12 protein-coding genes are annotated in these 15101 nt (G+C 36.2%); 3 read left to right on the forward strand and 9 right to left on the reverse strand.

Annotated elements, in window-relative coordinates:
* Nucleotides 1-29 precede the first annotated feature (29 nt).
* A complete protein-coding gene (gldJ, locus tag A3EE_RS0102440) occupies nucleotides 30-1220 on the reverse strand; it encodes a gliding motility lipoprotein GldJ (protein WP_018341842.1) in 1191 nt (396 codons plus the stop codon).
* 217 nt (nucleotides 1221-1437) lie between these two features.
* A complete protein-coding gene (locus A3EE_RS0102445; RefSeq protein WP_157446843.1) occupies nucleotides 1438-2424 on the reverse strand; it encodes a hypothetical protein in 987 nt (328 codons plus the stop codon).
* 177 nt (nucleotides 2425-2601) lie between these two features.
* Between A3EE_RS0102445 and porM the strand changes: the two genes are divergently transcribed.
* Nucleotides 2602-4212 carry a type IX secretion system motor protein PorM/GldM gene (porM, locus tag A3EE_RS0102450; protein ID WP_018341844.1) on the forward strand — a complete coding sequence of 537 codons (1611 nt, stop codon included), beginning with the start codon at nucleotides 2602-2604 and terminating at the stop codon, nucleotides 4210-4212.
* A gap of 116 nt (nucleotides 4213-4328) precedes the next feature.
* On the forward strand, nucleotides 4329-5435 hold the full coding sequence (locus A3EE_RS0102455) for a DegT/DnrJ/EryC1/StrS family aminotransferase (RefSeq protein ID WP_018341845.1): 1107 nt from the start codon (nucleotides 4329-4331) through the stop codon (nucleotides 5433-5435).
* Between the two features lie 3 nt (nucleotides 5436-5438).
* Here A3EE_RS0102455 and A3EE_RS0102460 read toward each other — a convergent pair whose 3' ends face one another.
* Nucleotides 5439-6578: a glycosyltransferase family 4 protein gene (locus tag A3EE_RS0102460; RefSeq protein ID WP_018341846.1), complete on the reverse strand. Its 1140-nt coding sequence runs from the start codon at nucleotides 6576-6578 to the stop codon at nucleotides 5439-5441.
* Nucleotides 6579-6603: 25 nt separating this feature from the next.
* Nucleotides 6604-7638: a ferrochelatase gene (hemH, locus tag A3EE_RS0102465; RefSeq protein ID WP_018341847.1), complete on the reverse strand. Its 1035-nt coding sequence runs from the start codon at nucleotides 7636-7638 to the stop codon at nucleotides 6604-6606.
* 140 nt (nucleotides 7639-7778) lie between these two features.
* Here hemH and A3EE_RS0102470 point away from each other — a divergent pair, with 140 nt between their 5' ends.
* Nucleotides 7779-9293, forward strand: a complete 1515-nt coding sequence (locus A3EE_RS0102470; RefSeq protein WP_018341848.1) for a glycine--tRNA ligase — start codon at nucleotides 7779-7781, stop codon at nucleotides 9291-9293.
* A 76-nt stretch (nucleotides 9294-9369) separates the two neighbouring features.
* On the opposite strand, the gene A3EE_RS0102475 is transcribed toward A3EE_RS0102470, so the two are convergent.
* From A3EE_RS0102475 to A3EE_RS0102495, 5 genes are all read right to left on the reverse strand, one after another.
* Nucleotides 9370-10458, reverse strand: a complete 1089-nt coding sequence (locus A3EE_RS0102475) for an alkene reductase (RefSeq protein ID WP_018341849.1) — start codon at nucleotides 10456-10458, stop codon at nucleotides 9370-9372.
* 198 nt (nucleotides 10459-10656) lie between these two features.
* Complete coding sequence (locus A3EE_RS0102480; protein WP_018341850.1) at nucleotides 10657-11220, reverse strand: RDD family protein; 564 nt, start codon at nucleotides 11218-11220, stop codon at nucleotides 10657-10659.
* Between the two features lie 223 nt (nucleotides 11221-11443).
* Nucleotides 11444-12718 carry a cation:dicarboxylate symporter family transporter gene (locus A3EE_RS0102485; protein ID WP_018341851.1) on the reverse strand — a complete coding sequence of 425 codons (1275 nt, stop codon included), beginning with the start codon at nucleotides 12716-12718 and terminating at the stop codon, nucleotides 11444-11446.
* Nucleotides 12719-12832: 114 nt separating this feature from the next.
* Nucleotides 12833-13948: a hypothetical protein gene (locus A3EE_RS0102490; protein ID WP_157446844.1), complete on the reverse strand. Its 1116-nt coding sequence runs from the start codon at nucleotides 13946-13948 to the stop codon at nucleotides 12833-12835.
* A 52-nt stretch (nucleotides 13949-14000) separates the two neighbouring features.
* A complete protein-coding gene (locus tag A3EE_RS0102495) occupies nucleotides 14001-15059 on the reverse strand; it encodes a hypothetical protein (RefSeq protein ID WP_157446845.1) in 1059 nt (352 codons plus the stop codon).
* Nucleotides 15060-15101: the final 42 nt, after the last annotated feature.

Here is a 15101-nt window from a genome sequence, read left to right on the forward strand (position 1 = left end):
AGGTTTTTTTATGAATGAAAATCTATCTATTAATAGTTTGTTCCTGCTTGGATCATCGCGCAACGGAAACCGATTGTTGCAGTACAAGAATCTTCAGCTAAGTATCTTCTAGTACCTGGAGACATCCAGTAAGCAACATCTTTCCAAGAACCACCTTTGTATACACGAACGTGGTCATCGATCAATGATTGGAAACCTGCTTTATCATAACCTTTTTCTTCATCTAAGAAACCGTTACGACGTAGTGGGTTTAAGTCATCAAATGTTTGGAAAGATAAAGGACGGTAAACATCGTAAACCCATTCGTTTACGTTACCAGCCATACAATACAAACCGAAATCATTTGGTGGGAATTCGTAGATATACGTAGTGATCATTGCACCGTCGTTCAACTTACCAGCAATACCAGCGTAGTCACCACGACCTCTTTTAAAGTTTGCAAGGAACATACCCATTTGTTTTCCATAAGGGTTACGTAATGCGTGACCATCCCATGGATACAAACGTTTGTGAGTTTGGTTTTCATCTAACCATTGGTTACCGATAAGTGCTTGAGCAGCATATTCCCACTCAGCTTCAGATGGTAAACGGTAGTTAGGTAAAACAACACCTGTTTCAAGTGCAATACGTCCGCCACCTTCAGGAACATCGATACCTGCATTTTGAGCAAGTTGATTGTTCACTACTGATGTACGCCAAACACAGAAATCGTTTGCTTGAATCCAGTTAACTCCAACAACCGGGAAATAACGGAAACCAGGATAACGGAAATAGTGATCTACGTATGGATCGTTGTATGCTAGTTCAGATGCCCATACAGTTGTATCAGGCAATGCAGACTCATAAAATTCCTGAGATGAGTCACGTTGAACATAAAATAAATATTCTAACCAGTGGATGTTTGCTATTTCAGTTTCATCCATATAAAAAGATGCTACAGTAACCGTTCTTTCAACGTTATCACCGTTTTTCATCAAATCTTCTTCAAAAGAACCAAGTACGGTACGACCACCTTCGATGTATACCAAGTTTGGACCCTCAGGCTGACCTGCGTAATCATTTACAGCAAACCCATTCTCTTCGTTAAATGCCATACCAGTTGTGGTACTTGCACCGCCCGGATTAATACTAGTAGGGTTCCCTTTGCTACACGAAAAAAGCAGTGAAGCACCCGCTACTAAAACAACCGCATGTTTGATAACACGATTCATTTTCTTCATAACCTGTTTAATTAATAGATAGTCTTTTCCAATTCAGTGTGCTAATTTATCCACATTATATCTAAAATCCAACTATTCAAAGGAAATTTGATAATCGAATTTGAACACAAGTGGTAAACAACGATATTCACATTCAAATTTTTTTCCAATAATGCGTTGATTAAGCGCATCTTGTCTATGAATTAAAATGGGAATATTTATTTTTAAATCTAACCTATTATAGAGTTAAATCCAATAAAATTTTCAATTCCTGCTCATTTATCTCTTTTAATTGCACCAGTAAACCCGATCTCCCAACTTGGGTTTTCTGAATTCCGCAATAAAGTCGATGTGATGATTTTTGAATTGAAATACAGGTGATCGTTTCACCCACCGGTAAAGAAGGACAAACCCATTGCCCTGAACTGTCCGGATAAACCGGAAGTACAGTCATCAACGAATCAAATACAATATAGTTATATGTTTCAGTAATATTTTTTTCTTCGCCGGGCAAAACGAAGGTGGCCAGCAGATCTGTTTTGTCTCTTTGATCATCGTAAAAACGGTCGCAATTAATCCAGCCAAAGCTTTTTGTGCTGAAAAAATAGGTATTAATCTGTTTTTCGGTTTCGCTTAAATAATATTCATCATTTTCGAAACTGTCATATGTTTCTTCAAAAATCGGATTAATCCAATCACTCAATTCCCAGTTCATATTTCCCTGACTATCTCTAGAGCCATCAAAATAGATCATATTGTTTTTTACTTCCCTTGGCAAACGTATTTGCACGCCATTTTCACACGCTATATATAATTGTTCTCCGTTTTCGGTTTGTGCATTTATATATAAGGAGCCGTCGCTCTCTAACATATTGCCGTTTGAAATGGTAACTGCTCGCTCTCTTAGCAAGCTTTCTTTTGTATACAGTTCTTTCAGTTCCACTTTAATTTTTCCTTCATATAAAGAAGAGTCGCTTGTTCTTAAACACGAAATCTGAAAAAACATTACAGTACCTTCTTTTCCATATAGAGTTGTATCCGAATGAATATAAAATACCTGTGCCGGTTGTTGAAGCATGGTGTTTAAGTTGGGTAATGTTTTCAGTTTAAAATTTGAAGAAGCTGGGTATTGATATACTTCTCTCATGCCGATGCTTTTATTCATGGACTTGCAGCTTAGGCAAACCATACAGATTGCGATAAAATAAAGAATGTATTTTTTCATAGATGCAGAAGTTTAATGTTTACATAATGCAACTGCTATTTTTGGTTACAGATGTGTGATGAAAAATTTTTATTCAAAAAATAATTTCTTTTCACCTGTATCTTTTTTGTTGAGTCCCATTATTCATTTCAAAGCAAAAGATTTTTTGCTCATCGAAAATTTAAACAGGTATGAATTATGGCAACAGGAAAAGAAACTCCCAGACAACGCATGATTGGTATGATGTACCTCGTGCTTACAGCTTTGCTTGCCTTACAGGTAAGTTCAGCAGTGATCGAAAAATTTTATGCTTTGAATGAAAGCATAGAAACAGGTGTAACAAATGCTTCTCAATACAATGGAGACCGATTAGTAATCATCCAAAAGGCAGTTGCAGAACGCGGTAATCGAAGCGATGAAATTCTGATTGCGCAACATGCAAAAGAGTTGCGAGAGAAAACGCAGGAGATGCGTGCGTATATGGAAAAATTGAAAACGGAGATGATTGTTAAAACGGGTGGATTTGATGAAGACGGAAATTTAAAAGGGGCAAAAGAAGAAACCGAAGTAGAAGTATATATGCTTGGTACAAACAAATCAAATGGTAAAGCATATGAATTGCAAACGAAGTTAAATGAATACGTAGCGTTTGTAAATAAAACATCAGGCACTTCATATCCATTGATTGCATTGGATGCGAAAGATGATCCGATCTATCAAAACAATGCAGATCAAAAAAATAAAGATTTTGCTCAGGTGAATTTTGCGCAGACTCCATTGGTTGCTGCTATGGCTGTGATCAGTGATCTGGAAACAAAAGTAACAAATATCGAAAGTACCTTAATGAATCAATATGCGCTTAAGGTTGGTGAAGGAGATTTTAAAGTAAATAGCATGAAACCGATCGTACGTGCAAGAAGTAAATATGTACCGGCAGGAACAAAGTATGAAGCGGAAGTTATGATGGCAGCAACGTCAACTTCACAATTGCCAATGATGAATGTGGGTGCACAAAAATTAACTGTAAACGGAGAAGGTATTGGCTCATATAATTTTTTAGCTGGTGGTGGTTCATACAATGCAGAAGGATTGATGAAGAAAACATGGACAGCACAAATTAAAGTAAAAAAGCCAAATGGGCAGGATACAATGTATACAGTTACAGAAGAATACTTCGTTGTTAAACCGGTGATACAAATGCAGTCGGCTGCTTTATCAAGTTTATATTTTAATTGCGGAAACAAAGTAGATATTCAGGTGCCGGCATTGGGTGCAGAATACAATCCGGAATTTAAACCAACAGGTGCAAGCATTAAAACAACGGGTACAAAAGGGCGGGTATATATTATTCCTACAGCGGCGACGGCTAAGATTGCTGTGTATAACCGCGGACAATTAATTGGTGAAGAAACGTTTAAAGTAAAAGCAATTCCAAAACCAACGATTGAAGTGCGTGTGAACGGACAAATTGTTGATCCACGTAACGGTATAAAATCTTCTGCGTTGAAAAATATTTCTATAAAGGCAATTGCAGATGCAGATTTTGCAGCCAACCAACCGGATGATGCAATTTATAAAGTAGTTGAATGGGAAATTGAATTTGCACGGGGAAAAAGAATGACACCTGGTTTGTCAAAAATGTCACCGGCAGAGCAAATGCAAAGTATGTCAGGTAAATCAAATTTACTACAGGACAAAGACATTATATTGGTTACACCTAAAAAAGTAATGCGAAAAAATTATTTAGGAGCTTGGGAAGAAGTACGTGTTGCACAAACACCGATTATAATTCGAATTGTTGAAGATTAATTCTTAAAACCCTCTGTTATTAAACAGAGGGTTTTTTATTTCTATAAATAAGTAGTAAACTCAAGTATTGAAAATAAGATGCAAGTAATTATAAAACGTATCTTGTTTTACTATTTATGAAACACATTCCTTTTTATACACTTGTTCATCAAAATCGACTCATTGAAAGTGAAGTTCACTCTTTTTATAAAGATCTTCATGCAGATGCCTGGTATATTTTAGGAAAACGAGTTCTGCAATTTGAAAAAGAATATGCTGCGTATCATTCCATCAAACATTGTATTGGTGTTGGCAATGGACTGGATGCGCTAATACTTTCATTGCGTGCGTTGGAAATTGGAAAAGGAGATGAAGTAATTGTTCCGGCTAATAGTTTTATCGCAACTATGCTGGCCGTAACCCAAGTTGGAGCAACACCCATTTTAGTAGAACCGGATTCAAGAACATTTAATATTACTACTGAAGAAATTCAAAAAAAGATTTCCTCAAAAACAAAAGCAATAATTCCGGTACACTTATATGGCTTACCATGTGATATGGATGCAATAGGTGCGTTAGCAAAAAAACATAATCTGGATATAATAGAAGATAATGCACAGGCCCACGGTGCAATGTATAAAAATCAAAAAACGGGAAGTTTCGGAATTGTAAACGCAACCAGTTTTTATCCAGTGAAACCTCTTGGCGCATTTGGCGACGGCGGTGCTGTTACCACCAACGATGATGAACTAAATAAAAAAATTCGTTTGCTGGGAAATTACGGTTCTGCTGAAAAATATTATTACCAAACAGTCGGAGTGAATTCCAGATTGGATGAAATACAGGCCGGAGTATTATCCATCAAATTAAAATATCTTGAAGGCTGGAATGAAGAACGAGTTCAATTGGCTGGACTGTATGCATTATTATTGAAAGAGGTTGACGCTGTTTTGCTTCCTGTTTCATCTTCTGATTGGAAACATATTTATCATCAATATGTAATTCAAACAGAAAATCGTGATGAACTAAAAGAACATTTAGCAAAACATGGTATTGAAACGGGCATTCATTATCCGGTTCCGGCGCATTTGCAAAAAGCCTATGAATTTTTAAATCTGAAAAAAGGAAGTTTGCCAATTACCGAAAAACTATCGGAGACAATTTTGAGTTTACCCATTTATACCGGCATGCAAAAAAGTGATGTTGAATATGTGTGTGAAGTAATTCGAAAATTTTATAAATAAAAATCAGTTTCGATTTTTAATAATTGCATCCATTCCATTCACTTCAATTTCCTGTTGAAATTTTTTAGAAGCATTTTCAAACGCACGTTTGCCCATGTTGTTTGCTTCTTCAGTGTTATTTAAAAGAGAAATTAACTTTGTACAAAAATCTTCCTGATTTTCATATTCATATAAAAGACCCAATTTACCATAATCCAAAATTTCACTGGTACCACCTGCATGAGTGGCAAGTATTGGCAAACCGGAAAGCATCGCTTCAATGGTTACCATTCCATAGGTTTCGCTGTGCGATGCCAATGCAAATACATCAACCGCAGTATAAAAAAGCGCAACATCTTTTTGATAGGGAATAAGATGTACTGAATTTTCAAGTTGGTGTTCTTTAATCGTTTCAAGGATGTGATCGTAATACGTCTGACATTCCGGATCATTTACTGTAGGAGAACCAAAGATCAAGAGTTCAATAGCGATGCCTTTACTTTTTAATTTTAACAACGCTTCAACTAAAAAAAGCTGACCTTTCTTTTCACCAATTCTACCGATAATACCAACTAAGGGGGCTTTGGGCTGAAAGTTCAGTTTTGATAAGGCTTCAGCTTTGCTGTATTTTTTTGTTGTGAATTGCATGGTGTCCAGACAAAGCGGAACAACACGGATTTTCTCTTCCGGGAATTTTGTTCGATGAACAACTTCTTTTTTCAGATACTCCAACGGACTGATCCAGATATCAATGGCATTGAAACGGAACGTATGTAAAAAATCTTTTTTGTTGATACCGATCTGCATGTGCTGCTGATACAATACAAACAGCTGCTTGTAGAATAATTTTTTTGTCCAGGCAACAACATCCAGATCTTTGTTATCAAAAACAAAGATGGTATCGATGCCATTTGTCTTTAATGCAACGCTTATTTTTTTTGCAGCACCAAAATCAAAATATTTTCTTTTTTTCTGAAGCAGAATGGTTGAAGCAAATATTTCTTTTCCTTGTGTATAGATCGAAGAAGTTGACTGAGTGATCAGCGTAATGCTATAGCCTTTTTCAGAAAGCAGTTTTGCTAACTTTAAGGTATTCATTTCTAAACCACCCCAACCCGTCGAGGTAATAAGGAAAGCTATTTTCTTTGGGTTGATGTTGGTCATGAAATTTATTGTTACTGAAACGAAATTAGTTTTTACTGATAACCAAATCTTTCAAACATTCAACCCAAGTTGAATTTGAATTCAAACTTTCAACCAACTGCCAGTCTTTGCCGCCATGTTCTTCAAATAACAATTTATATTCTTCGCCTCCTTCAACTGTTGTTTCTAAACAATCGGCAATAAACGATGGAGAGAAAAACAAAATGCTTTTCTTTCCTGCTTTCGCTAACTCTTCAATGTTGTGATCGGTGTAGGGTTTGATCCATGGGGTTTTACCCAAACGCGATTGGAACGAAACCGAATACGAACCTTCGGTCAAACCTAATTCCTGAACAAGCAAACGTGTTGTTTCATAACATTGCGCACGATAACAATATTCATTTCTTGAACCATATACCTGACAACATGTTCCCAATTTACACTGGTCGCCAATGGATGCTTTTTTGATTTGTCTTTCAGGAATGCCGTGATAGGAGAAAATAATATGATCCCAGCTTCTTTCATTCAAGTACTTGCGGCCAATTTCAGCAAAGGCTTTGATGAAAAACGGATGATCGAAGAATTTTGAGATTACTTCTATGTGCGGTGTAATTTCCCATTTACCCAACACACGCAAGGCTTCTTCTACGGCGGAACCTGTGGATGCCGAAGCATATTGTGGAAATAAAGGAAGAACAATTACTTTATTATATCCTTTGGCCTCTAACTCTTTGGCTACAGATTCGATCGATGGGTTTTGGTAACGCATCCCCAAAACCACTTTGTATTCTTCACCCAATGCGTTTTGTAACAATTCCTTAATGGCAACACCATGAAACATCAAGGGCGAACCTTTATCCGTCCATAATTTTTTATATTCATGAGCCGATTTTGGCGCACGGAATGGTGCTATGATCATGTTAATCAGCATCCAACGGTTAAACCATGGAATGTCGATCACCCTTCTGTCCATTAAAAACTCACGCAGGTACTTGCGTACGTCGGGTGTATTTGGACTATCCGGTGTACCCAGATTGATGAGAAAGACGGCTGTTTTGGATTTTTTATTAGGCAATGCCATAGAAACATATTTAATTTGCAAACTTAACAAATAACTGTTTTAAAAGTTGTGATTTTAATCAGGAGATTCATTTATATTTCTCATTCTCTGATTTACATCAAAAAATTAAAATAGCGACTAAATACGTATAAACGAGTATCATGGAAAATAAAGTAGTTGCCCCGGCTGAAAATGGCCTGATGAAAAAAATCGTTTCGCACGCGAAAGAATATGGTTTTGTTTTTCCTTCATCAGAAATTTATGACGGGTTGCAGGCAGTATACGATTACGGACAAATGGGTGTTGAATTGAAAAACAACATCAAAACTGTTTGGTATAAAGCAATGACGCAATTGAACGACAACATCGTTGGTATTGACGCATCCATCTTTATGCATCCGTTAACCTGGAAAGCTTCGGGCCACATTGATGGTTTCAGCGATCCGATGATCGATAATAAAGATTCGAAGAAAAGATATAGAGCCGATGTGCTTGTTGAAGAGCGTGCTGCACAAATGGAAGCTGCAGGTAAAAAAGAGGAAGCAGATGCATTGGTTAAAAAACTTGCGCGCCTTCTTGAAGCCGACGATTTGAAAGGTGTGCAGGATCTGATCACAAATGAAAAAATTACATGCCCGGTGAGTGGTACGTCAAACTGGACAGAAGTTCGTCAATTTAATTTGATGTTCTCTACACAGGTAGGTTCTGTTGCAGAAGACTCCAGCACGATTTATTTAAGACCGGAAACAGCACAAGGTATTTTTGTAAACTTTCTGAACGTACAGAAATCAGGTCGTATGAAAATTCCATTTGGTATTGCGCAGATTGGTAAAGCATTCCGTAACGAAATTGTTGCGCGTCAGTTTACCTTTCGTATGCGTGAGTTCGAACAAATGGAAATGCAATTCTTTATCCGTCCCGGAACAGAAATGGAATGGTACAATAAATGGAAAGAATCACGTTTGAACTGGCACAAGGCGATTGGTTTGCCGGCGGAAAAATTGAAATTCCACGATCACGAAAAGCTTGCGCATTACGCAAATGCTGCGGTAGATATTGAATTCGAATTCCCGTTCGGTTTCAAAGAAATGGAAGGTATTCACTCACGTACCGATTTTGATTTGGCGAACCATCAGGAATTGTCTAAAAAGAAACAACAGTATTTTGATAATGATATTGATCCTGCAACCGGAAAAGCATTTGGTAACTACGTTCCGTTTGTAGTTGAAACTTCCGTTGGTGCAGACAGATGTTTTCTTGCGGTGTTGTGTAATGCATACACAGAAGAAACGACTGTTGAACAAACAGAAGAAGGTGAAAAAGTTAAAGAACGTGTGTACTTAAAATTACATCCGACATTGGCACCGATCAAAGCAGCAATTCTTCCGATCACGAAGAAAGATGGCCTGCCTGAAAAAGCAATGGAAATTTACAACGAATTGAAATACGATATCAAGGTAACGTATGAAGATAAAGATTCGATCGGTAAACGTTATACAAGAAACGATTTAATCGGAACACCATTCTGTATTGCAGTAGATCATCAGACATTGGAAGACAACACGGTTACAATCCGTCACCGTGATACGATGGTTCAGGAGAGAGTTGCGATCAGCGAATTACGTCTGAAGATTCGTAAAGAGACGAGCTGGAGAACGATTTTGGAGAAAGTGTAAGTCTTTAGTAATCTCTTAAAACAAGAAAGGCTCATCCCACGATGAGCCTTTTCTTTTTATATAGAACTAAAGATTATTAAGCACCAAATACAGGATAATCTGTATATCCATGTTCACCTGGTGTATAGAACAGATCCATTTTCAGATCTTGAGAAAGCGCTTCGTCTTTTTTCAAACGCTCAACCAAATCAGGGTTGTTTATAAATGGACGACCGAAAGCTGTTGCATTTGCAAGTCCGCTCTCTATCGCTGCTTCGGCTGTATCTTTTGAGAAACCACCACACGCGATGATTGTATTTTTAAAATTCGAACGGATCTTTTGTTTGATCTCAATAGGTACTGCAGGCGCACCAATTGCAGAGTGATCAACTAAATGGATGTATGCAATTCCCAAGTCGTTCAGTTTGCGGGAAAGATAATCGTATTCTGCATCGATTTCTGGATAGTGCGGCATGTCGCTCGCTACGCCATAAGGAGAAAGACGGATACCCGTTTTGTCTTTACCAATTGCAGCCGCTACCGCTTCAGCAACTTCCAATACAAACTTGCTGCGCTTTTCAATGCTGCCACCATATTCATCTGTGCGCACATTACTTATCGGAGAAAGAAACTGTTCCAATAAATAACCGTTCGCACCGTGAAGTTCAACACCATCAAAACCTGCTTCGATCGCGTTTTTAGCAGCGGTTACAAATTCGGCTTTTGTTGAAACAAGTTCTTCAGCAGTCATTGCGTTTGGCACAGGAAAGTCCTGCATCTGTGCAGAATCTGTCCACATTTGTCCTGCAGGTTTTACAGCTGAAGCAGAAAGTATTTTTGAACCGGCCGGCATGTTTGCCTGGTGACTGATACGACCTGTGTGCATCAATTGGATTACAATTTTTCCGTCTTTATCGTGAACTGCTTTTGTAACTTTCTTCCAGCCTTCAACTTGTTCTTTGCTGTAAATACCCGGGATACGTGCATAACCCAAACCGTTTGGTGAAGGTGAAGTTCCTTCTGTGATGATCAAGCCTGCTGCTGCACGCTGACCGTAATACGTTGCCATTAAATCGTTTGGAATATTACCGGTTGCTCTTGAGCGCGTCATCGGTGCCATTACAATACTGTTGGCTAGAGAAATAGAACCGATTTTCAGTGGTTCAAATAATTTAAATGTTTTCATCAGATAAAAGGATATGTTGGATAAAAGTGTGTTGAAAGACTATAAGCGGGAACACATATTATTAGTTCCGATTTACAGGTTACCAAATAGTAACCAATGTTATAGAAGGTATAAAAAATAACTGAGTTAAAAAATTCCAATAAAAAAAGCCATGGTTAAATTTTAACCATGGCTTTCAATAATAGATAAATCTATTAATTATTTAATATCTGATTTTTTGAAGACAGCAGTCTTAGCAACTAAATCATGTAATGCTTGTTTCTTTGCACCTAATACAAAAAAGCATCCGATGAAAATAACTAAACCTACAATACTACCAACTGTTCCAAGTATAGCAACACCTAAAATAGCACCTAATAAAGATAAGATGTTACCGCTTGCTTTAACAGCCCAACGAGTGATTAATGTACCAATTGGAGCAGCAGTACCATCCTGATTAGCAACTTTAATACCCAGGATTAATTTACCTAATGTAATACCAGTTAATCCTTCGATTAAATAATACACTACGTAAACTAAAGGCAAAACTACTATTAATGCCAAAAAAGTTCCTATAATTCCACCAGCTGCAGCTGCCACTGCCGGATCTGCACCAGTACTACCCGCAGCCTCAGCAGTAGCTGTTGCAGCTGCTGCACCTAGAAAGCCACCTAAAATTGGTGATAGTACAAATGAAATTCCGAAAACAATTACTACGTCTAAAAGTAGTGCTCCTAATCTAGAGCCAAAACCTACGCGTGTTACTTCTGTTGTGTTTTCCATTTTTTAAAATTGGGGTTTAAAAGTTAAAATTTTTAAAATATTAAATCTAAAAGGTTCAAACGCTAAAAACAATATTTTGTTTCGAATTCAAATTTAACATTTTAAATATATGTAAAAATTGATTTTTCTAAAAATTTTGTGGTAAATAAAACGCAAGACGTGTATATGTTTTTGCAGAATCATTGATCATTTAACGTCGTAGAGGTTTAAAAACCAGGTGATATTAAAAATTTGTATTAAATGCTTCTTCCATTTTAGACCGGTCGAATTCATTTTCATTGTTTGCCAGAAAAACAGTTGCTACACTGTTTCCAATGAAATTAGTAATAGCTCTTGCCTCTGACATAAAACGATCTACTGCAAGCAATAAAGCCAATCCTTCAACCGGAATAACTTTAACGGCTGTTAAGGTTGAAGCCAGAACAATGAAACCACTGCCAGCAACACCTGCTGCACCTTTAGATGTGATCATTAAAATACCAATGATGGAAAGAATTTGTGTGAGGTCAAGATGTACATGAAATACTTGTGCGAGAAATAATACCGACATAGAAAGGTAAATGGTTGTGCCATCTAAATTGAACGAATAACCTGCAGGAACAACCAAGCCTACAACAGATTTGGAACAGCCCATGCGTTCAAGCTTTTCTATGAGTGAAGGCAATGCTGCTTCAGAAGAAGAGGTTCCGAGCACGATTAATAATTCTTCGCGTATATATTTTAATAACGACCACAACCGGATTTTGTAATACCAGAGGATTGCTCCCAATACAATAAAAATGAAAAGCGCCATCGTAGTATACACCGTCAACATAAGTTTGCCTAAAGGCAATAAGGTTGTTAGTCCGTATTTAGAAATGGTGTATGCCATGCCACCCAAAGCACCAATAGGTGCGAGCAACATAACATAATGCAAGGCTTTAAAAAGTGCTTTGGAAATAGGCTGAAGTTTGCTGATAAAATGTTCACGTCTTGAGTATCGGCTTAAGAGGATTCCTGAAACAATAGCAATCAATACAACCTGAAGTGTTACATTGTCTTTTAAGAAATGTAGCCAGCTGAAATCTTCAGCACCTTTGGTATAGGTAGTGATATCTCCGCCGGAAATTGTTGAAGTGGCAATACCTTCTCCGGGTTGTATGATCCATGCAGCTGCAATGCCTATAAGTAATGCAAAAGATGTTACAATTTCAAAATACAATAATGCCTTTGCTCCAACCTTACCGGCTTTTTTCAAATCACTCATGGAAGCAATGCCTAACGTGATGGTTAAGAAAATAATGGGATTGATAAATATTTTTACAATGGAAATGAACAAACTGCTGAGCAATTCAGCAAAGGTTGTTTTGATTTCTATGTCTGTAATGAAGAGGTTTAATTTTATTGGTTTATCCAGAATAGGCATTAGTGCAGTTCGCGGATAAAAATGTCCAATCCATACACCAAGCACAATTGCGGTAAGCACCCAGAAGGTAAGATTGGAAAAAAGTTTTTTCATAAACGGATAAAGAAAATTTTATTGAAATAGCATGATGTATAATTCGATTAGATGATGCATTTGTGTATCAATAACATGTATGCAAGTAAACCAATATTATCAGTAAAAAATAGTTTAAAAGAAAAATCCTGATGTGACTTCTGCTTGGTGATAAGTAGATAATGTCTTATAAAAATTGAATCCCATGGAACACATTACTTTCATTCGATTATTCTGAAAGCCGAATGTTATTCCCTTATAAATGCTGGTTTGATTTTTTGAATATGACGCACCAAATAAAAATTTTTTGAAGCGCATATTTGCAGACGCATGCAAATAATTTATTTCTGTTAATTGATCCGGGTTAATATTGTATCTGTATTTATTGCTATTAGGCTGAACGTAATGAGCATCTAAGCCGAAGTAATGAATTATGCCAATGCCAAATATTGGCGTAAACGAAAGTGATGTGTTGGGATTTTTACAAAAGGTATAACCTATGTGGAATGTTGATTGAAGGGAATAAAAAATACTATTTTCCGAAATGGGTTGAGTTTCACTTTCTGTATTTGAAGATTTAGCATAGGTTGCATAAGAAATTTGTTCAGAGTAAGAATTTCTTGTAATCCCTAATTTTCCTAATAACAATAGTTTTTTACTGTTCAGTTGTCCACCCACTCCATATCGTAAGGAGGAATTATTATAGGAATACTTGTAATAATTTGTGGAGTCATAATGTAGATACACATGTTCAACAATAGGATTACATAGCATAGTATTTACAGAATTTCCAAGTTCCAGAAAAACGGAAGGAGAAAAAGTATATTTTATTTTATAAGGATTGTTTTTATATGTGATGTTGTATTTAGGAGCAATACAAATACCTAACGTTTTTTGATTTTCAATGGTGTAATATTTTTTATTACGGATGTTCTCAGAAAAGCTAAATTGATAGTTGTCGGTTATTAAATTATCTTTAAAAGAATTCTGCAAATAATAAATACCAACACCACAGCCAAATTTTTCAATCATTTGATCATAACAGATTGCAAGGTTACTTCCCTTACTATCGTCTGAAATAAAATTGTTTGCTCCGATAGATACTCGTTTTTGCTCTTTACTTCCTGCCATAGATGGACTAAGCAATAACGGTAATTGATTTGCCTGAACAAAAGGAATCTGAGCAAATATAAACTGGGTGGATCCAATAAACATAAATAACAAGAATATATAGAGTACTATACGATTCATATTATTTATGGGATTCGTTGATATACGACATTGGCTTTTAATTCAGAGAATTTTAATAATAAAGTGTTGTGCGTGAAGATTCGGGAGTAACAGAACCTCTACCTACTATTTTTTGAAAATAGTGATCTTCAAAAAATAGCAGATTATTGTTACTGTCTTTTTTGCATTCTCTATATCGTATGTCATTGCTGGCAAAGAGATACGTTTTGTAATTGCCCAATTGAGCAGAATTAACTTGTTTATTGAAAAAAGCAGCTTCAGGAAAGCTAATTATGCCATCAGGCATAAGATCAATTGAAAGTTCGTTTTGAAATGGTATATATTCATTTGAATAAGCGGTGTTGTTTAATTGGTTAAGTCCGTATGTATAGATTGGATGTTGATGTGTAAGGTCAGCCGGATCAAAAGTAATTAAACCAAGATCAGGATATACTCCATAAAAAGGATTCGGATAATTTCCACTGGTTGTAATAAAATAATGTGCTACAAATCTTTCTCTATATCCATATAATGCCGGATCATTGGGGTTATAGGGGTTTATTTCGCCTTTACCCAAAAATTCAATAGCCGTATTGCCTACAATAGAAATACTATCGACTAAGTTGTCATTCAAATAGTCAAAAGCAAGTACATAACTAACCTTTTCATTTGAATCATAATAGTATTTATATTTTTTTGATTGAGGAGAATTGTTTGGATTTATTTGAGTATAAGATTCTAAAGTACTTAAGAGTGTATACGGTACAATATTATATGTAAATAATTCTGTTGTAATTGTATTATAACCATTAAGGTAAGATATCTTTTTAGTAAGCCAGCCGTCTGTATAGATAAATAGTATTGAATCACCATTTGCTTTTTGCAAACTATCGTATTTAATTATTTTTCTTAATGAACCATCTGTATAATATTCATACTCATGAATTTTGACATACTCAGTCATTTTATCAAGATATTTAAAAGTAGACTTTTTAGGATGAGTAAAATCAATAGATGTAGATGTGCTTTCACTGGTAGAATTTCCGGTTGGAATTGTTGGTATTGGGTCCTGATGTTTTCTACAAGCCATTAAAAAACTGCTAATACTTAGAAATAGAATAAAATTTTTCATGATATATATCGATTATATCGGTTAGACAGATTAACCTACTAA

This window comes from Cytophaga aurantiaca DSM 3654 (assembly GCF_000379725.1).
Classification (GTDB): domain Bacteria; phylum Bacteroidota; class Bacteroidia; order Cytophagales; family Cytophagaceae; genus Cytophaga; species Cytophaga aurantiaca.

Bases quoted from the DNA above. Each gene is read 5' to 3' on its own strand.
- A3EE_RS0102470 (WP_018341848.1), top strand. From the start codon at position 7,779: ATGGAAAATAAAGTAGTTGCCCCGGCTGAAAATGGCCTGATGAAAAAA.
- hemH (WP_018341847.1), bottom strand. From the start codon at position 7,638: ATGGCATTGCCTAATAAAAAATCCAAAACAGCCGTCTTTCTCATCAAT.
- A3EE_RS0102445 (WP_157446843.1), bottom strand. From the start codon at position 2,424: ATGAAAAAATACATTCTTTATTTTATCGCAATCTGTATGGTTTGCCTA.
- A3EE_RS0102490 (WP_157446844.1), bottom strand. From the start codon at position 13,948: ATGAATCGTATAGTACTCTATATATTCTTGTTATTTATGTTTATTGGA.
- A3EE_RS0102475 (WP_018341849.1), bottom strand. From the start codon at position 10,458: ATGAAAACATTTAAATTATTTGAACCACTGAAAATCGGTTCTATTTCT.
- A3EE_RS0102485 (WP_018341851.1), bottom strand. From the start codon at position 12,718: ATGAAAAAACTTTTTTCCAATCTTACCTTCTGGGTGCTTACCGCAATT.
- porM (WP_018341844.1), top strand. From the start codon at position 2,602: ATGGCAACAGGAAAAGAAACTCCCAGACAACGCATGATTGGTATGATG.
- A3EE_RS0102455 (WP_018341845.1), top strand. From the start codon at position 4,329: ATGAAACACATTCCTTTTTATACACTTGTTCATCAAAATCGACTCATT.
- gldJ (WP_018341842.1), bottom strand. From the start codon at position 1,220: ATGAAGAAAATGAATCGTGTTATCAAACATGCGGTTGTTTTAGTAGCG.
- A3EE_RS0102460 (WP_018341846.1), bottom strand. From the start codon at position 6,578: ATGACCAACATCAACCCAAAGAAAATAGCTTTCCTTATTACCTCGACG.
- A3EE_RS0102480 (WP_018341850.1), bottom strand. From the start codon at position 11,220: ATGGAAAACACAACAGAAGTAACACGCGTAGGTTTTGGCTCTAGATTA.
- A3EE_RS0102495 (WP_157446845.1), bottom strand. From the start codon at position 15,059: ATGAAAAATTTTATTCTATTTCTAAGTATTAGCAGTTTTTTAATGGCT.